Below are 19,868 nucleotides of genomic sequence, written 5' to 3'. Positions count from 1 at the left end.
CCGTCGGCCGGTGTCTTCGGCCGGCGGGCGGGGGCTTCGGCCCGGCGGGCGGGGGCTTCGGCCCGGCGGGCGGGGCGCGCGGCTCAGTCCGCTTCCGTGATGTCCTCGCGCCGCGCCGCCGTGAAGCCGAGGAGTTCGCGGCTGCGGGTGGTGTCGAACAGCGACGCGTGCCCGTCGAGGGCGCCCCGGATCTCGCTGGTGGGGTGGTACGTCTCCAGCAGCTCGCGGGTGGGCTCCAGGGCCGCGCTGTCGGGCGCGGCCACGTTGACGACATGGTGGCCCGTGAGGTCGGCCGTCAGGGCGGCCCGTACGGCTCGGGCGGCGTCAGGGGTGTGCAGCCAGCCCCACAGCTCACGGCGATTGGACGCGGGGTCGCCGTGCACCTCGGCCAGCCGTTCCCGCAGCCGGTCGCCCGCCCCGACGAACGGGAACCGCAGCATGACCGTGGCCGTGCCGTAGCGCCGGGTCGTGAACTCCGCCGCCTTCTCCGACATGACCTTGGACAGCCCGTAGGAGTCGACGGTGAGGTCCGGGTGGTCCTCGTCGACGGGGACGTACACCGGGTGCAGATCCCGGTCGGCCCACGCGATGCCGACGGCCGACGCGCTGGAGGCGCCGACCACGCGCGGCACCCCGAGCCGGCCCGCCTCCTGGAACACCAGGTAGGCGGCGAGCACGTTGGCGCGCAGTGTCTCCTCCTCCGACACGATGCCGGGCGCCGGGTACGCCGCGAGATGGACGACCCCGGCGAACGTCCCGTCCTCCCCCGCCGCCTCCCGGGCGGCGGCGAAGCTCGCCGTGACGGTCTTCGCCTCGCCGAGGTCGCCGGTGATGAACCGGACACAGCCGTCGTCGCCGTCGCCCCGCTCCAGGTCGGCGCCCACGACGCGGAAGCCCGCGCCGAGGAGGTCGGCCACGACGGCGCGGCCGATCCCGCCGGCCGCCCCGGTCACCAGTACCGTCCGGCCGCTCTTCCGTACCGTCCGCCCGCTCATCCCTTGACCGCTCCCATCAGTCCGTTGACGAAGTAACGCTGGGCGCACAGGAACAGGACGATCACCGGGACCACCATGATCAGAGCCGCCGCCATCAGTGAGTTGTACTGCACGACGCTCTGCGACTGCATCGCCTGGAGCGCGATCGGCAGTGTGTACGTGTGCGGGTCGTTCAGTGAGATCCGGGTGAGCTGATACTCGTTCCAGGTCGGGATCGCCGTGAGCAGCGCGATGGTGATGACGGCGGGCCTGGCCAGCGGCAGATAGATCCGGCTGAAGATCCGCAGCTCCCCCGCGCCGTCCATGCGCGCCGCCTCGCGCAGCTCCCCCGGCACCGATCTGAACGCGTTGGTCAGCATCAGGATCGCCAGCGGGGCGCTGCCGTTGACGAACGGCAGGATCAGGCCCCAGTGGGTGCCGAGGATGTCGAGCTTGCTCTCCAGCAGCACGATCGGCAGCAGCGTCACCACTCCGGGCACGAAGAGCAGCACCAGGAACAGCCGGTACAGCCACTTCTTGCCGGGGAACGCCAGCACGGAGAAGGCGTACGAGGCGGCCGAGTAGACCACCACGACCAGCACGGTCGTCAGGACGGTGACCTTGACGCTGTTGAGGAAGTAGTCGAAGAAGTCGAGCTTGTTCCAGGTGTCGGCGAAGGTGCGGAGGGTCGGGTCGTGCGGTATGAGATGACCGCCCTCCTGCACCTCCTTGTTGGTCTTGAAGGCCGCCGAGACCATCCACAGGAAGGGATAGACGCTGACCGCCGCGTAGGCGGCGAGCACGATCCCGACGACCGCGCGGACGGCGGTCCTGCCGACGGGCCTGCGTCCGCCGGTCCGCGGCACGGTCCGGTCCTGGACACGGATGCCCGCCCGCCGCGGTGGGGAAAGCGTTTCGCCGCTCATCCCATCCTCCTCATCACCCGCTGGTTGATGAAGGCGACGACGAGGGCCGCCAGGAACAGGAGCCAGCCCAGGGCGCTGGCGAGACCCAGCGTCGGGGACAGCTCGGAGAGGAAGGCGAGCCGGTAGGTCTCAAGACCCAGGACGCTCGTGGAGTCGCCCGGACCGCCGTTCGTCATGATCAGGAAGGACTGGAAGCCCTGGAGGGAGTCGCGCACGTTGAGCAGGAGCACGACGACGGTGATGGGCTTCATGAGCGGCCAGACGACGGTCGTGGTGGAGCGCAGCCAGCCGGCGCCGTCGATCTGCGCGGCCTCCAGCAGGGAGCTGTCCAGCGACTGGAGTCCGGTCAGATACAGCAGCATCGCGACCGGCACGGCCGACCAGACCATGACGACGATCATCGTGGCCAGCGCGGTGTCCGGGTTGCCGAGCCAGCCCTGCGGCTGCTGGAGCGAGCCGAGGCCGACGGTCTTGAGGAGCAGGTTGACGGCGCCGTTGGGCTCCAGGATGTAGTTCCAGGCGAAGTAGACGGCGATGCCGGTCGTCACGTACGGCACGAAGTAGACGGAGCGCAGGACGCCCTGGAAGCGCTTGACCTGGTTCAGCACGAGGGCCAGCGGGAAGGCGACGAGCACGGTGAGCAGGGGGACCGCGATGACGACCCACAGGGTGTTGACCGCGGCCTTCTTCACGATCGGCCAGTACGTCGGGCTGCCGCCGAGCAGATCCGTGTAGTTCCGGAAGCCGCGCCAGTTCCACTCGGGCCAGAAGCCGTTCCACTGGGCGAAGCTCAGCGAGAAGCCGTAGACGATGGTGTAGACGCCCATGACGGCGAACAGGAGGATCGCGGGAGCGACGAAGAGGTAGCCCCAGGCGGCCTGCTTGCGCTTCTCGCGCAGTGCGCCGAAGAGTCCGCGGCGGGGTGCGCCGCCGCCCCGCTCCCCGGCGGACGAGGGACCCGCGCCTTTCCCGGTGCCGGTGCCGGCGACCGTCGCCGTACCGGTTCCGGCCGTCATTTGTTCTGCTCCGCCCAGTAGGACTTCAGCATGGAACTCATCTGGGCACCCGTACTTTCCGCGCTGCGTGACTTCAGCGGGGTGAACTGGGCCAGTACGGCTCCGACCTTTCCGGGGTCGTACAGGCTGGGACGGTAGGCGGTATAGCCCGCGTTGTAGGAATTCTTGCCGGAGCCGAAGGCCGCTTCCATGGAATTCAGGACGGGACCGAGCGCCTCGCTCTGGCTCTTGTCGAGATCATTGGGCGGCACGTCGAGTGCCTGCTTTCCGAAGTCGGCGGCGACATCGTCCCTGGAGAGGAACTTCAGCCATTGCAGCGCCTCGTCCTTCTTGTCCGATTTCCGGGTGATGGAGAGGCCCGTGAGCGAGAAGGGCGAGAGCTGGAGGCCGGGGATGGCGGCGTCCTTCGGCGGCGGCACGGGAAATGTCATGAGGTTGTCCGCGTCGTAGCCGTTCTCGGCGAGAAACGCCAGCGTGTAGGTGCCGCCGATGTCGAAGGACGCCTTGCCCTGGGCGAAGGCGAGATCCGCCTCGTCGATCCCTTTGGACTGGGTGCCCGGCATCCAGTACGGGGTCACCTCGTTGTAGGTGTTCAGCACCTTCTGGCCGTTGGGCGACGACCAGCCCTGGGAGGCGTCGGGGCCGAAGAGCGCCTCGAACTTCTCCTTCCCGAGCAGGCCGAACGCCATCGGCTGCATCAGCCATTCCAGAGCCGTGGAGGGCTGCTTCACACCGACGGTCACCCCGCCGTTGTCCGGGTACGCCTTCTTCACCTTGTCGAGGGCGTCGATGAATTCCTCCCAGGTGGCCGGCGCCCGGGTGACCCCGGCCTTCGCCGCGCGGCTCTTGTTCATATAGACGACGCCCTGGGTGCCGACGGTCAGCGGCACACTGAATCGCTGCCCCAGTCGCACGCCCTGGGTCTTGGAACCCTCGGTGAGCGACGCCTTGTAGACGTCGGGGGTGACCGTGCCGTCCTTGAGGACCTGGGGGAGGTACTGGTCCAGCCATTTCCGGTCGACGTCCTTGGAGAGGTCTTCCAGCAGGCCCGCCCCGCCGAACGCGAGGTCATCGCCATTGGCGTGCACTTCGAGCACATCGGGCAGGTCGTTGGTACGGGCCGCGGCCTGAACCTTGGTCAGAAAGGCGTCATCCGGCGTCACCGCCTGAATATTCACCTTTGTTCCGGTCTCGGCGGTGAACTTTTCCGCGGCCGCCTGCAAAGCGGCCACATGGGACTGTTTGAAGGTCCACATGGTGAGTTCATCGCGTCCGGCACCGTTCCCGCCGTTCGAACCGCAACCCGCGATCAGCACGCCCATGGCGGCGACCGAAGCGAGTATCGAGGTACGACGCGCGGCTGGGAGAAGTCGTATCACGTTCCCAGCGCCTTTCTTCGGGGCTGTCCGTCCAGCTCCTCTATGACGCAGCGAATCTAAATCGACTTGATGTACGGTGTCAACAGTTGTAACACCGGGAAAACACGGACGTGCCATCACCTCGGAGGGGACCCATGACGGCAGCGACAACACGGGATACGACAGAGAGCGCGGAGCGGGCGGAGACGGCGGAGGTGCTGGCCCCGGCCCCCTGGACACGGTCCGGCTCCCCGCGGGGCTCCTCGGAGGGCTCCGGTGCCTCGCGGGGCTCCGATTCCCTGCGGGTGACGGCGGTCCGCACCTTCCTGTGCGCCCCGCAGGGCTGTCCCTATGTGATCGTGCGCGTGGAGACGAACCAGCCCGGCCTGTACGGACTCGGCTGCGCCAGCGACCCGCAGCGCACCCTGGCGATCCGTTCGGTCGTCGACGACTACTTCGGTCCGATGCTGCTGGGCCGCGACCCCCACGACATCGAGGACCTGCACCGGCTGCTGCTCAACAGCGGCTACTGGCGGGGCGGTTCGATCGCCCAGAACGCCCTGGCCGGCGTCGATGTGGCGCTCTGGGACATCAAGGGGAAGGCGGCGGGGCTGCCGCTGCACCAGTTGCTGGGCGGCCGGGCCCGGGAGGCCGCCGAGGCGTACACGCACGTGGACGGCGAGGAGGCGGGCGAGATCGCCGAGCGGGTGCTCGCCGCCGCCGAGCGCGGCTACCGCCATGTCCGCGTCCAGGTCGCGGTCCCCGGCACGGACACCTACGGCACGGCCCCGCGCGACGAGGCCGAGGCCCGCCGGCGCCGGCTGCGCGCGGGGAGCTGGGACTCCCTGAGCTATCTGCGCCATGTCCCGCCGGTGCTGCGCGACATCCGGGAGCGGGTCGGCACGGGCGTGGAGCTGCTGCACGACGCACACGAGCGGCTGACGCCCTCGCAGGCCCGTGAGCTGGTGCACGAGGTGGAGGACGCCCGGCTGTTCTTCCTGGAGGACGCCCTCGCCCCCGAGGACGCGGCCCACTTCGGTCAGCTCCGCCGGGCCGGCTCGGTCCCGCTCGCGGTGGGAGAGCTGTACCACGACATCACGATGTACCTGCCGCTGCTGGAACAGCGGGTCATCGACTTCGCCCGGATCCGTATCCCCACCCTGGGCGGCCTGACGCCCACCCGCAAACTCGTCGCGGCCTGCGAGCTGTTCGGGGTGCGGACGGCGCCGCACGGTCCCGGCGACGTCAGCCCCGTCGGCATGGCCGCCAACCTGGCCCTGGACATCAGCTCGCCCGCGTTCGGCGTCCAGGAGGCGGCCGCCTTCAAGGAAGCCACCCTGGAGGTCTTCCCCGGCGCGCCCGTGCCGCACGAGGGGCGTCTGTACCCCTCCGAACAGCCGGGCCTGGGAGTCGACTTCGACGAGTCGGCCGTACGCAGGTACCCGGTGACCGAGCCTCTGGAGCACGACCGCTGGGCGCTGCTGCGCAACACGGACGGAAGCGTGCAGCGGCCCTGACCATCGCCGTTCGCGGCCCTGACCGGCTCCGTACGCGCGTGAGGCCCCGCCGGCCGGCGGGGCCTCACGCGTACCCGTATCCGTACCCTCGTCCGCGGCTCGCTCCCGGCCCGCGGCTCACCCCAGCAGCAGGGATTTCGGCTGCGCGGAGAGCGTCCGGTCCAGGACCAGCGACGCCGCTCCCACGGCCGCGACGTTCTCGCCGACGGCGGTGGTGATGACCAGCGTGGGATGGATCGGCTTGACGAACGGCGACTGCGCGACCATCGGCTCGATGAGGGCGAGGAGCCGGTCGGCGAGGAGGTGCCATATCGGGCCGCCGAAGACGATGGTGTCCACGTCCAGGAGCGTGGCGGCCGCGCAGACCCCCCGGCCGATCCGGACCCCCCAGCGGTCGATGATGCTGCCGGCCCGCTCCTCCCCCCGCTCGGCGAGGACGGCCAGCTGCTCCAGGCCGCGCTGGGCGTCCCCGGGATCCATGGGCGTGAACTCCCCGCCGAGCACACCGAGCGCGATGGCCTCGTCGACCAGGACCCGGGTCGAGCAGGCCGCGCCGAGACCGCCGACCTCGCCGACGTTGCCGGAGACGCCGCGCAGCACGGTGTCGTCGACGACCAGCCCCATGCCGGAGCCTGTGCCGAGGTAGAAGAAGAGGAAGTTACGGCTTTCGGTCGCCGCCCCGGACCAGCGCTCGGCGACGACGGCCGCGATCACGTCCTTGTCCAGCAGGGCGGGGTAGCCGGTCGCCTCGCTGAGCTGGTCGCGCAGCGGAACGCTGCCCCAGCCGGGCAGCTCGGGCGGGTCCACGACCAGCCCGGCCGCCGCGTCGATCGGTCCCGGCGCGGCGATGCCCAGGCCCAGTACGCGTTCCCTGTCCACCCCCGACCCGTCCACGAGCGCGGTCACGGAGGCGGCGATGCCCGCCACGACCTGATCGGTGTCGCCGCCGCGCGGGGTCCGTTCGCTGCGCTGGGCGACGACCGTACCGAGCAGGTCGAGCAGTACGTACGTGATGACGGCCGGGTCGAGATGCACGCCCACGGCGTAGCGGGCCCCGGGGGCGATCTGGAGGAGCGTCCGGGGTTTGCCGCTGCCGGTGCTCTGCTTGCCGGACTCGCGGGCCACGCCCTGGTCGAGCAGTCTGCGGGTGATGTTGGAGACGGTCTGCGCCGACAGCCCGGTGGCCTGGGCGAGTTCGACCCTGCTCAGGCCCGCGGAGTGGCGCCGGATCGCGTCCAGGACGACGGATTCGTTGAAGTCGCCCATGCGCGGCAGGTTGGTGCCGCGTCTGATCGACGCCTTCCCGGCGCTCGCCTTCTTGCTCGTCAAAGTCCGTCTCCCGGCCCCGGAAAGGGACGGCGGCCAGATGCCGCCGTTCCCTGGGTGCGTCAAATCGATGGAATAGTACCGGCTGGGGCGTGGAGCGTGTCCGCAAAGCCCGCTTGTGCCGGTATCAGCCCAACTGCTCGATGAGGATGAGCGACCAGGGGCTGACGGCCGTGTCGAGCCGCAGCACCCCGTCCTCGCCGGCGGCGACGGTCCGTACCTCGGTGGCACGGGCCAGCCGGTCGAGGTGGGCGAGCTGCTCGCGGGTGGGCGCGGCCGGTGAGCCGAGGGCCCGCCAGGCCCCGATGGCGTCACCGTGCGCGGCGTCCAGCACCTCGACCCGGAAAGGGGCGCCGGCCGCGAGCGCGCCGATCTCCAGCGCCAGCCGCCTGGGCCGCCCCTTGGCCTGCGTGACCTCGGCCACGGACCGGTCGTCGAAGGACGCGGGCACGGACTTGGGCTCCTCCTCCGGATAGTGGTGGACGAGCGCGGTGATCCGGCCGGTGGCGGCCGAGCGGGTCACGACATGGTCCTCGCCGCGCTCGATCAGCTCGTCGCCGAGCGCGTGCAGCATGCGGTACGCGTGGAAGGTCGGCTTGGGGATACCGGGCAGTGTGATCATGCCGAAGCCGCCGTGGAACAGCTCGTCGCCCGCCCCGCCCTCCTCGAAGACGTCCGTGAACGTCCAGTACGCGAGCGAGTCGACCGTACCGATCGAGTGCAGGATCGAGCGCGTGACGTAGGTGGCGGCGGGCAGCGTGTCATGGGTGTGGTCGCGCGGCGAGGAGGACGAGGACCACTCGGTGAGATGGATCTCGGCGTCCGGGTACGGGCTCTTGGCGATCAGCTCGCGCAGCAGGGCCAGGTCGACCGGGGTGGCGTCCTTGCCGCGGGTGAGCTTCTCGCCCTGGCCGTGCTCGTCCAGCGCCCAGTCCGTGGGATACGGGTGGGTGGAGACGAAGTCGACGGGCAGCCCTTCCGCGACGCAGTAGTCCAGGAAGGCCGCCAGCCACACGGGACGCCATTCCAGCTCGTCGATGTCGTCGCGGCCCGCGACGATGCGCCGGGAGACATCCTCGGACTCACCGCCGAAGCGCTCGTCGGGTACGAAGTTGGAGGTGGCGGGGCCGCCGACGCGCAGCCGCTCGTCCACGTTCTTCACCGCGCCCGCGGTGACCTTGTACAGCTCGAAGTACTCGGAGCGGGTGCCGTGGAAGAAGCCCCGGAGGTTGGCCTCGTTCCACACCTCGAAGTACCAGCCGCGCACTTCCTCGATCCCGTACCGGGTGATCCAGTGGCGGGTGAGGGAGTCGATCAGCGCGGCCCATTTGTCGAGGTCGACGGGCGGGGCGCCGTGCGCTCCCCACCAGAAGACGGTGTTGGTCTCCCGGGCGAGGGCGCGCGGGCTGAAGCCGAACTCCACGAACGGCCTGACCCCGAGGTCGAGGAGGAAGTCGAAGAGCGCGTCGACGTACTGGAAGTTGTGGACCGCGGTGCCGTCCTCACGCTCCGTGTACACGAACATGTCGTCGTGGAAGAGCCCGTGGAAGCGGATGTACTCGAAGCCGCACGCCTCGTGGGCCTCGCGGAGCTGGCGCTGCCAGTCGGCGCGCAGCCCCTCGTTGGCGCGCCCGGCGCCGACGACGCGGCTCCAGAAGTGCGGCAGCGGGGTCGCGGGGGCGTTCGCGAGGGCACTGACCGTGATGTCGCCCGACATGGTGGTTCCTTCCGTCCCGGTACGGCAGGCAGTGGTGCTGATGCTGATGCTGTGCGATAGACCATAAATCAAAATGATTGATATATCTAATCCCGGGCGACGGACCGACCACCGCCCCTTCCCCTGCCGTCGTGGCCATCGCCGCCGATACGTTGGACTCCATGTACGCAACGCGAGTCTCCCGCCGCGTGAACGCACCGCGCGCGGCCGTCTACCGGGCACTTCTCGACGCGGACGCGATCGCGCGATGGCGCGTGCCCGACGGTATGACCAGCCAGGTGCACGCGTTCGATCCCCGCGAAGGCGGGACCTTCCGCGTCTCCCTCACCTACGACGACCCGAACGCCACCGGCAAGTCGGCCGCACACACCGACACGTACCACGGCCAGTTCGTACGGCTCGTGCCGGACGAGCAGGTGACCGAGGTGTTCGCGTTCGAGACGGCGGACCCCGGCATGAGCGGCACGATCACGATGACGACCACACTCACCGACGCGGACGGCGCGACGGATGTCCTGATCGTGCACGAGGGAATGCCCGACGACGTGCCCGCCGCCGACAACGAACTGGGCACCCGCATGGCCTTGGCGAACCTCGCCCGGCTGGTCGAGGCCGACGGTGGACCGGACGGCGGGAGCGAGAAGCCCGTACAGCCGCACGGGCGATGAGGCGCGCGGCACCGGGCCGGGCGAGGCCGGGCCGCCTCCGTGTCCCTCCTCCGGCACCCCCGCCACCGGCAGTCACGTCACTTCGACTATGAGTTGAACGATGTGACCTGCCTCACGATGCACCCCCGTGGGGTCAACGGTAGCTTGACCCCGCGGACTTCAGCGGAATTCCCGCCGCGAATCGACGAGAGGTCGACCTTGCTGCCGTCGATGGACGCCGGCCCCGGGCACACGGACTTAGGGCGTGTTGCGAAGGTCCCGCCTGGTCCGCGACGCCCCGCGGGCGGACGGCGCTACTTTCGCAACACGCCCTAGGAGAGACATGTCCCCACTGCTGACTCCCGAGTCACTGGACGGAGCACTGAGCACGGGCGGCTGGGTACGGCCGGGCGGCGGGGCGGCCCCCGTCGTCGAGCCGGCCACGGGCCGCCCGCTGGCCCGTGTCGGGCTCGCCGCCCCCGCCGACGTACGGCGCGCCGCGGCCCTGGCCGAGGCGGCGCAACCGCGCTGGGCGAAGACAGCACACCAGGAGCGGATCGCGGTGCTGCGCCGCGCCGCGGAACTGCTGCTCGCGCACCGGCAGGAGTTCGTGGAGTGGCTGATCCGTGAGAGCGGCTCGATACGGGCGAAGGCGGAGCACGAGATCGCTTCGGTGCACGACGAACTGCTGGTCGCCGCGGGCTTGCCGGGCCAGCCGTACGGTCATCTCATGCCACCGGTGCCGGGCCGGCGCAGTACGGCGATCCGGGTGCCGGTTGGCGTCGTGGGCGTGATCAGCCCGTGGAACGTACCGCTCGTCCTGTCCATGCGGGCCGTCGCACCCGCCCTCGCGCTCGGCAACGCGGTCGTGCTGAAGCCCGACGCACGGACCGCGGTCTGCGGCGGGCAGCTGGTGGCGCGGCTCTTCGAGGATGCCGGACTGCCGGAGGGCGTGCTCCACGTACTGCCGGGTGGTGCCGCTGCCGGGGAAGCCCTGGTCGACGCCCGGGAGGTATCGCTCATCGCGTTCACCGGCTCGACCCGTGTGGGCCGGGCCATCGGCGAGCGCGCCGGACGTGCGCTGAAACGGACCTCGCTGGAACTCGGCGGCAACAACGCCCTGATCGTCCTGGCGGACGCCGATATCGAGGCCGCCGCGGGGATCGGCGCGTTCAGCTCGTTCTTCCACCAGGGTCAGATATGCATGTCGGCCGGCCGCCACATCGTGGTCGATTCGGTCGCGGACGCCTATGTGGAACGGCTGACCGCGCTGGCGGACGAGCTTCCGGTGGGAGACCCCTGGCAGGAGGACGCCCGGATCGGTCCCCTCATCGACGCCGGGCAGCTCAAGCGCGTCGACGGGATCGTCGGGGAGTCGGTGGCGGCCGGTGCGCGCCTGCGGACCGGTGGAACGTACCGGGAGTTGTTCTATCGGCCTACGGTGCTCGACGGCGTCACCCCGGAGATGCCCGCGTTCCGCGAGGAGATATTCGGTCCGGTCGCACCGGTCGTCCGGGTCCGGGACGAGGGGGAAGCGCTCGCCGTCGCCAACCGCACCGAATACGGCTTGGTGGCGTCGGTGCTGACCGGCAGCCCGGAGCGGGGCGAGGCCCTGGCCGGTCAGCTGCGCGTCGGAATGGCCCATATCAACGATCCGACCATCGAGGACGACGCGTACGTTCCGTTCGGCGGACTGGGAGCCTCCGGCAATGGCAGCCGGCACGGCGCCCTCAACCACTGGGAGGAATTCACCGAATGGCGGTGGGTGACCATCCGTGACCGGGCCGCGGCGCCTCCGTTCTGAGGCGTCAGAGGGCCTCTGAAGCGTCAGCGGTCAGAGGGGAGAGAGGCTTCAGAGGGGAGAGAGGCGTTGACCGACAAGGCCGCGTTGCCGAAAGCGTTCCGGCGGGTCTGGGCCGCGTCGGGCGTATCCGCTTTCGGCGACGGCGTCTACATGTCCGCACTGCCGCTGCTGGCCGCGAGCGTGACCCGCGATCCCGTCGTGATCTCCGTGGTCGCCGCGGCGTCCCGGCTGCCGTGGCTGTTGTTCGGGCTGGTCGGCGGCGCGCTCGTGGACCGCTGGGACCGCCGGCGCACCATGTGGATATGCGACGCGGCCCGCGCCGCACTGCTCATCGCGGCGGTGGCCGCCGTCGCCGCCGGGTTCATCGGCATCCCGCTGTTGATCGCCATCGCGTTCGCGCTGTGCATCGGTCAGATTCTGTTCGACACCGCCGCCTCCGCCTATCTGCCCGAACTCCTCGCACGCGACCCCGCGCGGTTGCGGAAGGCCAACGCACGCCTGCTCGGCACCCAGACCAGTGCGAACGGCTTCCTCGGCCCGCCGGCCGGTGCCGCCCTGTTCTCCCTCGGCCGCGCCGTCCCGTTTCTCGCCGACGCGCTGTCGTTCGTGTTCAGCGCCCTGGTGATCCGTTCGCTGCCCGTGACCCCGAGGAAACCCCCCGCGCCCAGGGGTCCGCTGCTCGTCGACGCGCGGGCCGGCGCCGCCTATCTGTTCCGCCACCCCGTACTGCTCGGGCTGTCGCTGCGCCCTGCTCTCGGCAACCTCGCCTTCAGCGCGGGCACCGCTGTCTTCGTCCTGTTCGCTCAGGAGAAGCTGCGCCTCGGCCCCGGGGGATACGGGCTCCTGCTCGCCACCGAGGCAGTCGGAGGACTGGCGGGTGCCGCGATGGCCGGCTGGCTCCGCGACCGGCTCGGCACCGGAGGAGCGCTGACTCTGGGAGCCGGCCTCCTGGTCGGTGCGCAACTCGCGATCGGCTTTTCCAGCAGCCCCGCACCGGCGGGTGCCGCGATGATCGTTCGCGCCGCCGCGTTCGGCGTCTCGATGGTGCTGGGGCCGTCGGTCCGCCAGGCGATCGTCCCCGAGGAACTCATGGGCCGTGTCTCCGCCGCCGCTCGCCTGATGGCGGTGAGCGCCACCCCGCTGGGCGCACTGCTCGGCGGCTATCTGGCGACCGTGGCCGGCCTGCGCGCGCCGTATCTGATGGGTGCGATGTTCCTTGCCGTCGCCACGCTGGCCACCGTGCCCATGACCACGAACCGCAAGATCGAGGCGGCGTTGGCCGAGGCCGCGGCTTCCACGCGGCCGACCGGGAAGGAAGCCACGGCGTCACCCCCTGTGTGACGCCATGCCAACCTCTTCCGGCGGACGCGTCAGACGTTCCGGCCCCGAATGCGCTCACGCAGCACATACTTCTGCACTTTGCCCGCCGGATTGCGGGGCAGTGCGTCGACGATCTCCACCCGCTCCGGCCAGTACTGCTTCGTCACCCGCTCACCATCCAGATGGGCCCGGACCCCTTCGAGATCCAGCACCTCTCCGGGATACAGCACCGCGAACAGGCAGGCGCGTTCCCCGAGTCTCGGATCGGGCATTCCGACGATGACGGCTTCCCGGACGGACGGATGGGCGTTCACCAGCTGTTCGATGGCCCCGGCCGGTATCTTCTCCCCACCGCGGTTGATCACATCCTTGACGCGACCGGTGATACGCACATATCCGGAGGACTCCAGCACGGCGAGGTCACCCGTCCGGTACCAGCCGTCGCCGGTGAATACCTCGGCCGTCAGATCGTCCCGGCCCAGATATCCCTCGAAGACAGAGGGTCCCGTCATTTCGAGATTGCCCTCCCTTCCGGTTTCCAGCACGGCGCCCGAGTCGTCCGTCACCCTGAGCCGCACCCCGTCCAGCGGACGCCCGTCCGTGGCCGCGACCATCGCCGGATCGTCCTCGGGTGCGGACAGCGTGGCCATGCAGGTTTCCGTACTCCCCCAGGCCGCGCACACCCGCAGTTCCAGAGAGCCGCGGGCGCGCGCGGCCAGCGCGCGTGGCACCGACGCGCCCGTCACCACGAAAGTGCGCAGCGACCGCGGCGCCTCCGCGCCGGCGTCGACCGCGTCGACCATGTCGAGCAGGAAGGGCGTCGACCCCTGCATGAACGTGCCGCCCCAGTCCCGGAACGCCCGCAGCGCCCGCTGCGCCTCCCAGACCGGTTGGAGGATCTGCACGGTGCCGAGCAGCATGGACAGCCACATCCCGTAGAGGAATCCGCTGTGGTGCGCCATGGGCGCGGCGATGTGCACCCGGTCGAGAGCCGTCAGGCCGAGCCTGTCGCCGGTGAGCTCCGCGGCCCGGTTGAGCGTGTCCATCCGGTGGGGGACGCCCTTGGGCTCCCCCGTGGTGCCGGAGGTGAAGAGCAGGTGCGCGACATCGTGCGGAGAATGCCCGGCCGGACCTACCGGCTCACCCGCGGGCCCGGCCTCGGCCACACACGCGCCGAGCTCGTGGACCGCGAGGTGCGCCTCGTCCCGCTCGGCGTCGGTGAGCCGGTCCACGGGCGAGTGCCCCCGCGCCACCAGGAGGTGTTCCAGCGCCGCGACCGGCCCGCCCCTGGTCATGGCGGCCACTTCTCTCGCATGGGCGCGGTTGCGGAACATCTCCGGCACGACCAGGACGCGTGCCCCGGAACGCCGCAGGACGTGGGCGAGTTCGTTCTCACGGAGGCTGGGGAGCACAGGGCAGACCACCGCTCCGATGCGCAGGAGCGCCAGTGAGACCGTGACGAAGTCCGCGGAGTTCGGCAGTTGGACGACCACGGCCTCGCCCGGCCGTACGCCGAGTCCGGCCAGAACCGATGCCGTACGGTCGGCGCGGTCCACAAGCTCCCGCCAGGAGAGCGCCACGTCACCGCCGGCCTCGCGCAGTTCGACGAGGGCGGGCCCGTCGGGCCGGACGCTCGCCCTCTCCCACACGATGTCGGTGAGCAAGCGCTGGGCCACACCATCGTGACGGCTCACAGGCTGTCCCCCTGCCCCTGGGTCCCGGCCATTTCCCGGCGGGCCCGGGTCCCGGCTGCTTCCCCGCGGGCCTGTGTGGACCGGCCCTCCACATGCTCCGTGAGCCAGCGCACGATGCGTCGGCCGTAATCCTCTTGCTGGCTGATGGCGCCGTTGTGCATGAAGAGGTGCCGGCCCCCGGGGTAGCGCACGAATTCCACCGTACGGTCTGCACCGCGCAGAGCGGTGAACCACTCCTCGCTCTGGCCGATCGGATTCATGAGGTCGCTCTCACCGTGCATGAGGAGCGTGGGTGCCTCAACGCCTGAGGCGTACGTCAAGGGTGAGCTGGCGGCGTATCGTTCGGGCAGTTCCCGGGGTGTTCCGCCCAGGAGAGCGGGCGTGGTCGTCGCGCCCAGGGAGGACGTCCCGTACAGACTCGTCCAGTTGGACACTCCGGCGACGCTGATGCCCGCGGCGAACCGGTCGGTGCGGGAGGTCAGCCAGTTCGTCATGAAGCCACCATGGCTGTAGCCCATGACAGCCACTTTCCCCTCGTACGCGAGTCCGTCACGGACCATGGAGTCGAGGGCGAACAGGAAGTCCTCCTCCTCGCTGAATCCGAGGCGCCCCACCAGGCTGCGCATGAATTCTTCACCGTAGCCGTCACTGCCGCGCGGATTGAGCAGCAGAATATTCCACCCTCGGTCCACCAGTACCTGTTGATAGAGATAGCGGGGAGAGAAGTTGGGCCGCCAGGCGAAATCGGGCCCACTGTGAATGTCGAAGAGCGTGGGCCCTTCGGTCCCTTCGGCACGCCCTCGGAGCAGATAACCGTGCAATTCGGCACGGCCCGGCGGAGAGAACCGAATGTCCTCGGCCGGCGTGATCGCCGCCCGGTCCGCCCATCGATTGAGGTGGGTGATCCGGCGGAATTCGGTCGTGTCGCCCTTCATCACATAGACATCGCCCGCCGTTTCGGCATCGCTGATCACAAGCGCCAGCGAGGCGGCCTCCGCCGAGGCGCTCAATCCCTGAATGACGGTGGATTTTCCGGTGAACCATGGAGTTACGGGGCCACCCGCGAGAGAAACCGTGTACGCCCACGTACACCCTGCCTCCCGCGCACAGAAAAGGATTTCCCCGGTACCGAGGAATACGGCCGCGGGCGCGGCGCCGCGCGCGGAGGCCACCAGGCGCCGATCGAATCCGGCGAGGATATCGACCGGCTCTTTCGAGCGGCCGTCAAGATGGAACAAGCTGCCGCGCCGGCAGGGGCCCGCCCAGCGTTGCCCCGCGAAGACGACCTGGCCGTCCGGCGTCCAGCCCGTCCAGACGACGGTGCCGCCCCAGTCGCAGACCTGCCGGATATCCCCATCGGCGGTCCGCAGCAGATACACATCGGCGAGAGGCCATGGCACATGGCCGGCCGCCCGGCTGAGGCCGAGGCTGACCGTCCGCCCGTCCGGAGACCAGGCCGGGGCGTAGACATCGAAGTCCCCCCTGGTCAGCTGACGCACCTCACCGGTATCCGGCTTCACCACATGCAAGTGACGGCGCGCAGGAGGAACGAGGCCGACGCCGTCCATCTTGTACCCGAGGTCCTTGATAACCCGGGGACGACTCTTCGCCCGCACGTCGACGCCGGCCTCCCCGGCCTCAGCGTCCTCAGCGGCGGCGACAAAGGCCAGTTCGCCGCCGTCCGGCGACCACATCAGGTGACTGGCGGCCCTGAGGCCCCGGACCAGCGAACGGACCGTGCGCGTAGTGGCGGACCACACCAGCACCGAGGTCCCGGGCTCGCCGTCTTCCTTGCCCAGATGAGCGAGCCATTCCCCATCCGGCGACCAACACGGCGCGTCCGCCCCGCCCCGCGCGACTAATTCGCCCTCGCCCGCCTCGTCCGCGGTGCTCTTCACGATGAGGCTGGACGTCCAGCGGTCTTTCGACTCATCCGCCCCGCGGACCGTGATCGCCACGCTGTCACCACGGGGGCTCAGAGCGACCTGCTCCGCGATACGAAAGCGCGAGGAGTCGGCAATACCCAGCCTCAACCGTTCCTCCACCGACGGCGTTTCTCGCCCGCGCTCAGAGGTAACCGATATATCCATCTCGCTCCAAGAAGTCGTGTTCCGAACACGCACGGCACTTTCGGTCCCGTCCACCCTCAACCCCACCGAAACCACCCAGCCGCACGACTGCCCTCATTCGTCGACCGTTAATCCATCGGGACACCTGGCACACCATTGGCGAGCTCAAGTCCGGACAATTTATTTGTTTACATGTCCATCTTTCGAGCATCGAAGCATACGGGACCGGCCCCCGCAAGCAGTTTGATCACCCATATACGATTGCCGATGCTGTGGCGTGGGTCACGCGATCACGGTCTTGCCCTGGAGAGTGTTCGTGATACCGATCTATGCGCTTCTGAGCAGGGTCACCAGGCACGCAGAGCGTCAATTGGGCGTCACGGCGGAGAAGGTAATCGCGCTCAATGATCCCACCGAGGGTCACCCGCTCCAGTCGGTCCACGAAAGATCGAGAGGTGCCTCGCCACCTATCAGTTCACCGAGATGAGTGCGGGCTGACTTGGTGGGGAGGGCGCGACGGAAGCAGAGGTTGCGGAACATACAGGACGCCGCCCTTGCCCTGAAAGCGTGCGCTGTGAACGTCCTGCGCCAGCTCGCGGATCTGCCGGGCTTCCCGGGCTGGGTTGGCACACGTTCAGCAGCTGCGACACGTCGTAACCTCGCGACCAATGCCCAGTGACCCTAACAGCGTGGTTCGTCGGGATGTCCTATGCAGATGGCGCCTCGCTCATGGAGTGGATGACGTACTCCCCTCCTCCTTCGTTCTGGCCACCGGAAGCACGTACTGACCGGCGAGGCGCGCCAGATGCAACGGAAGGGGCCGGGCGAGCGGCGGGTAGTCGTCGTGGTAGCGCAGTTGGTGCGTGAGCGTCGCCCACTCCGCCGGCCGGTCGGGCAGGTCCCCTTCACGCCCCGAGTCCGCCAGCGCCTTCTCCGACAGGCAGCCGAGCACGGTGATCTGTAGCTGCCCGGGGTTCCAGGCGGTCTTCCCCGGTGCTGTCCGACCCTGTGCCGTGGGCGCCAACTTCATGAGTCCCTTCGGTAGTTTCGCCACCGTGTGCGGGGTCGAGGCCGTACTCGCGAAGACACGGTTCTCCGTCTCCGTCGTCCCCCACACTCCCTCGGCAAAGCCGACCCTGTCCTTGGCGTCGTGCGCGTACCACTCCGCCACTTCCTCACGCGCGTTGGCGTCCCGTACGAGCACCACCCGCAGGTCGTCGCCGTAGAGGGTGTGGCGCTGGGCAGGTTCGGTACCGAAGCCGAGCACGTCGCGGTCCAGTACGCCGTTCCGCAGGCCGGGCCAGCTCTGGCGCAGATTGCCGGCGTCCGCCAGCAGGAGCGTCGGGCGGTCGCGGAGCTGGAAGAGCAGCGCACGGATCTGCCGTTCGGTCTCCCGGTGCCTGTGCTGCTCCACGCCCGGCCGGGCAGCTGGCCGTAGCCCTCCCCGGGAGGCCTCGCCGTCGCCAAGGCCTCCCGTATCAACCTCCTCCCCCGCCACCGGCTCCACTGTCTGGGAGAGCAGAAGCAACAGCTTGGGGTACGGCACCCATTCGGCGCGCTCGGCATCCCACCCCTCGATGACGCCCGGTCCGTCCCCGGGGCGGACCCGCACCGCGACCAGCCTGCGGACGGGGCAGCGCGTGGGCCCCTTCCTGGTGTGGCGTACGAGCCAGAGCGCCGCGTACTGGAGGTCGCCGGGAATTCCTGCTCCTACCCGGTGGGCGGGCGGGCTGATCGCGCCGAGTTGCCGGAAGGCGTCCAGCCAGGTCCACCTGGCTCGGTGCTCCAGGCCCCCTTCGGCGTCGTCGGGCAGGTTGACGAACTGGCTCAGCCGGCCCTGCCGCGCCCAGGCGATGCGTAGCGCGTGCTTGGGGTCGGAGTCAGGGACGGCGGCGAAGCGCTCCTTGCTGGCGATCTCCGTGATCACGACTCCGGCCCCGTCAGGTCGCGGGACCACCCGGTCCGCTACGAGCCGGCAGCGTTCTTCGACGGCTTCGGCCAGCCGGACGACCCTGGGGCGCCTGCGCTCCCGGAGGACCGGCAGGGCGTCGGCCAAGGGTCCTGCGGGCCGGGCTCGTACGCGGATCTCGACCCCCTCGTCGCGCCACCGCCAGGTGTCGTCGTCGGCCGCCCCCACTCTCTCCCCAGGAGGGAAGCCGATGAGCTTCGGCAGTTCCGCGAGCAGTGCGGCACGGGTCTCCGGGGACTGCCAGAAGACGTCGATCTCCAGGGGATGGCCGTTCAGTGCGCGCGCCAGCGCCGCCCGCCGCTGCAAGGCCAGCTGCGCTTCCCGGACGCCCGGGCCACGTCCGGCACCCGAACGGGGCAGCAGCGAGGGGGTGTTACTCCGGGTGACCCGCGTGAGGTCGGGGACCCGGGTCAGCATGGGGCGCAAGCCTTCCTCGACCCAGGCGTCCAGATCCGCCCGCTCCCGTGGCATCAGCCCGGGTCCGACCTTGTGCGGGCCGATCGACGGGTGGTAGACGATGCCGGCGGCCACGTCCCCGGACCCGTTGATCCAACGTTCCGGATGAGTGAAGAGCGCTCCGGGCTGAGGATAGTTGCGTACGATGTCTAGTTCGGGCACGAGCGGCACAGGGCTGTGATGGCGCCAGGCCAGTTCCTTCAGCCGCCAATCGTAGCCAAGAGTGTTCACCATCAGCCGGTGGCCCCGGTCCGGCCCTCCCGGCCACGGCAGCGGAGCATCGAGCAGGACGGTAGTGCCGCCGAGCTGGTGGGGCCGTACGTCCAGCCGAGTGGCCCACCGGCGTACCTGGGTGGACACATGGACGCGGAACCGTGGGGCGAACGGAACGGTGTGGACGGTGATGTTGAGGCAGGCCGAGTAGTACCAGGTCCGCCCGCGGTGCCCGTACCGCTGGGGCGGCCAGGAGACCAGTCGCGCACCGTTGCCCGAGCTCTCGACGCGGAAGTCGAGTGTGGTGCCCCCGGTGTGGAACGTCCGGGCGGCCAGCCGGAAGGCAACCCACTCAGGCAGCAGGCTGTAGAGCCGCGCGGCGGGTTCGGCGGTTCCGCCCGCCGAGGTCACGGTCTCGGCGAGGTCGACCGATTCGGCCTCCCATTGCGGCAGTTGCACGACCTCGGTCGGGTCGTCGGAGCGGAGCCTCTCCTCCAGATCGGCGCCTTCGGCATCGTCCTCCTCCCGGCACATGCCCGCTGCCCAAGTGCCGATCACCGGAGCCAGTACCTCCGGCGGAACGGCTTCCCGCGCGTAGAACCACGGCAGGCGGCCGTCTGTTCCGGCGTTGCGACCGGTCGCGATGACACCGGGGGCCATCGCCTGGAGCAGGGAGTTGAGTCTGCGTACGGGGAGCCGGTCGGGGCGCACGGACCCCTTGTCGGCCGCGGCGTGCATCCTGGTGAGCTCGGTGTGCAACTCCTCACCGAGCCGCAGCACCCTCATCTCCTCCCGCCACGGTCCACGGAGCGGGTCGGGTTCGTAGGCCGCTACGCGAATGGTGTGATACACGAAATTGTCT

The 19,868-nt window shown here is 69.8% G+C and carries 13 protein-coding genes; 4 read left to right on the top strand and 9 right to left on the bottom strand.

The window, feature by feature from the left end; genetic code table 11:
- Positions 1-83: 83 nt before the first annotated feature.
- Genes ACZ7LS_RS09470 through ACZ7LS_RS09455 form a run of 4 tightly spaced genes read right to left on the bottom strand, consistent with a single transcriptional unit; the run spans position 84 to position 4,295 of the window.
- Entirely contained in the window at positions 84-995 is a 912-nt protein-coding gene (locus ACZ7LS_RS09470; RefSeq protein WP_385136863.1) for an NAD-dependent epimerase/dehydratase family protein, read from the bottom strand.
- On the bottom strand, positions 992-1,900 hold the full coding sequence (locus ACZ7LS_RS09465; RefSeq protein ID WP_382874530.1) for a carbohydrate ABC transporter permease: 909 nt from the start codon (positions 1,898-1,900) through the stop codon (positions 992-994). Before ACZ7LS_RS09465 ends, ACZ7LS_RS09470 begins: the two co-directional genes overlap by 4 nt.
- On the bottom strand, positions 1,897-2,916 hold the full coding sequence (locus tag ACZ7LS_RS09460) for a carbohydrate ABC transporter permease (protein ID WP_385136861.1): 1,020 nt from the start codon (positions 2,914-2,916) through the stop codon (positions 1,897-1,899). Before ACZ7LS_RS09460 ends, ACZ7LS_RS09465 begins: the two co-directional genes overlap by 4 nt.
- On the bottom strand, positions 2,913-4,295 hold the full coding sequence (locus ACZ7LS_RS09455) for an ABC transporter substrate-binding protein (protein WP_385136859.1): 1,383 nt from the start codon (positions 4,293-4,295) through the stop codon (positions 2,913-2,915). The genes ACZ7LS_RS09460 and ACZ7LS_RS09455 overlap by 4 nt, the downstream gene beginning before the upstream one ends.
- Positions 4,296-4,429: 134 nt before the next feature.
- On the opposite strand from ACZ7LS_RS09455, the gene ACZ7LS_RS09450 reads away from it, so the two are divergent.
- Positions 4,430-5,791: an enolase C-terminal domain-like protein gene (locus tag ACZ7LS_RS09450; protein WP_382666029.1), complete on the top strand. Its 1,362-nt coding sequence runs from the start codon at positions 4,430-4,432 to the stop codon at positions 5,789-5,791.
- Positions 5,792-5,908: 117 nt separating this feature from the next.
- Here the strand turns inward: ACZ7LS_RS09450 and ACZ7LS_RS09445 are convergent, their stop codons facing one another.
- Both ACZ7LS_RS09445 and ACZ7LS_RS09440 read right to left on the bottom strand, forming a co-directional pair.
- Positions 5,909-7,120, bottom strand: a complete 1,212-nt coding sequence (locus ACZ7LS_RS09445) for an ROK family transcriptional regulator (RefSeq protein ID WP_382523689.1) — start codon at positions 7,118-7,120, stop codon at positions 5,909-5,911.
- Between the two features lie 124 nt (positions 7,121-7,244).
- Positions 7,245-8,834, bottom strand: a complete 1,590-nt coding sequence (locus ACZ7LS_RS09440; RefSeq protein ID WP_382523688.1) for a GH39 family glycosyl hydrolase — start codon at positions 8,832-8,834, stop codon at positions 7,245-7,247.
- A 161-nt stretch (positions 8,835-8,995) separates the two neighbouring features.
- On the opposite strand from ACZ7LS_RS09440, the gene ACZ7LS_RS09435 reads away from it, so the two are divergent.
- The 3 genes from ACZ7LS_RS09435 (at position 8,996) to ACZ7LS_RS09425 (ending at position 12,626) form a co-directional block, all read left to right on the top strand.
- Positions 8,996-9,502 carry an SRPBCC domain-containing protein gene (locus ACZ7LS_RS09435; protein ID WP_382523685.1) on the top strand — a complete coding sequence of 169 codons (507 nt, stop codon included), beginning with the start codon at positions 8,996-8,998 and terminating at the stop codon, positions 9,500-9,502.
- Positions 9,503-9,824: 322 nt separating this feature from the next.
- Complete coding sequence (locus tag ACZ7LS_RS09430; protein WP_385136856.1) at positions 9,825-11,285, top strand: benzaldehyde dehydrogenase; 1,461 nt, start codon at positions 9,825-9,827, stop codon at positions 11,283-11,285.
- Positions 11,286-11,351: 66 nt separating this feature from the next.
- Positions 11,352-12,626: an MFS transporter gene (locus ACZ7LS_RS09425; protein ID WP_385136854.1), complete on the top strand. Its 1,275-nt coding sequence runs from the start codon at positions 11,352-11,354 to the stop codon at positions 12,624-12,626.
- Between the two features lie 29 nt (positions 12,627-12,655).
- Here the strand turns inward: ACZ7LS_RS09425 and ACZ7LS_RS09420 are convergent, their stop codons facing one another.
- From ACZ7LS_RS09420 to ACZ7LS_RS09410, 3 genes are all read right to left on the bottom strand, one after another.
- On the bottom strand, positions 12,656-14,299 hold the full coding sequence (locus ACZ7LS_RS09420) for an AMP-binding protein (RefSeq protein ID WP_385136853.1): 1,644 nt from the start codon (positions 14,297-14,299) through the stop codon (positions 12,656-12,658).
- Positions 14,296-16,257: a S9 family peptidase gene (locus ACZ7LS_RS09415; protein WP_385136851.1), complete on the bottom strand. Its 1,962-nt coding sequence runs from the start codon at positions 16,255-16,257 to the stop codon at positions 14,296-14,298. The genes ACZ7LS_RS09420 and ACZ7LS_RS09415 overlap by 4 nt, the downstream gene beginning before the upstream one ends.
- An 838-nt stretch (positions 16,258-17,095) precedes the next feature.
- Positions 17,096-19,858 carry a pPIWI_RE module domain-containing protein gene (locus ACZ7LS_RS09410; RefSeq protein WP_385136850.1) on the bottom strand — a complete coding sequence of 921 codons (2,763 nt, stop codon included), beginning with the start codon at positions 19,856-19,858 and terminating at the stop codon, positions 17,096-17,098.
- Positions 19,859-19,868 lie beyond the last annotated feature (10 nt).

Source organism: Streptomyces sp. NPDC039430, from assembly GCF_055639435.1.
This window is presented reverse-complemented; position numbering and strand designations above follow the sequence as displayed.

What these genes read in the sequence shown, in the direction of transcription:
- ACZ7LS_RS09430 (WP_385136856.1), top strand. Translation starts at nt 9,825, where the DNA reads ATGTCCCCACTGCTGACTCCCGAGTCACTGGACGGAGCACTGAGCACG.
- ACZ7LS_RS09465 (WP_382874530.1), bottom strand. Translation starts at nt 1,900, where the DNA reads ATGAGCGGCGAAACGCTTTCCCCACCGCGGCGGGCGGGCATCCGTGTC.
- ACZ7LS_RS09450 (WP_382666029.1), top strand. Translation starts at nt 4,430, where the DNA reads ATGACGGCAGCGACAACACGGGATACGACAGAGAGCGCGGAGCGGGCG.
- ACZ7LS_RS09435 (WP_382523685.1), top strand. Translation starts at nt 8,996, where the DNA reads ATGTACGCAACGCGAGTCTCCCGCCGCGTGAACGCACCGCGCGCGGCC.
- ACZ7LS_RS09440 (WP_382523688.1), bottom strand. Translation starts at nt 8,834, where the DNA reads ATGTCGGGCGACATCACGGTCAGTGCCCTCGCGAACGCCCCCGCGACC.
- ACZ7LS_RS09470 (WP_385136863.1), bottom strand. Translation starts at nt 995, where the DNA reads ATGAGCGGGCGGACGGTACGGAAGAGCGGCCGGACGGTACTGGTGACC.
- ACZ7LS_RS09460 (WP_385136861.1), bottom strand. Translation starts at nt 2,916, where the DNA reads ATGACGGCCGGAACCGGTACGGCGACGGTCGCCGGCACCGGCACCGGG.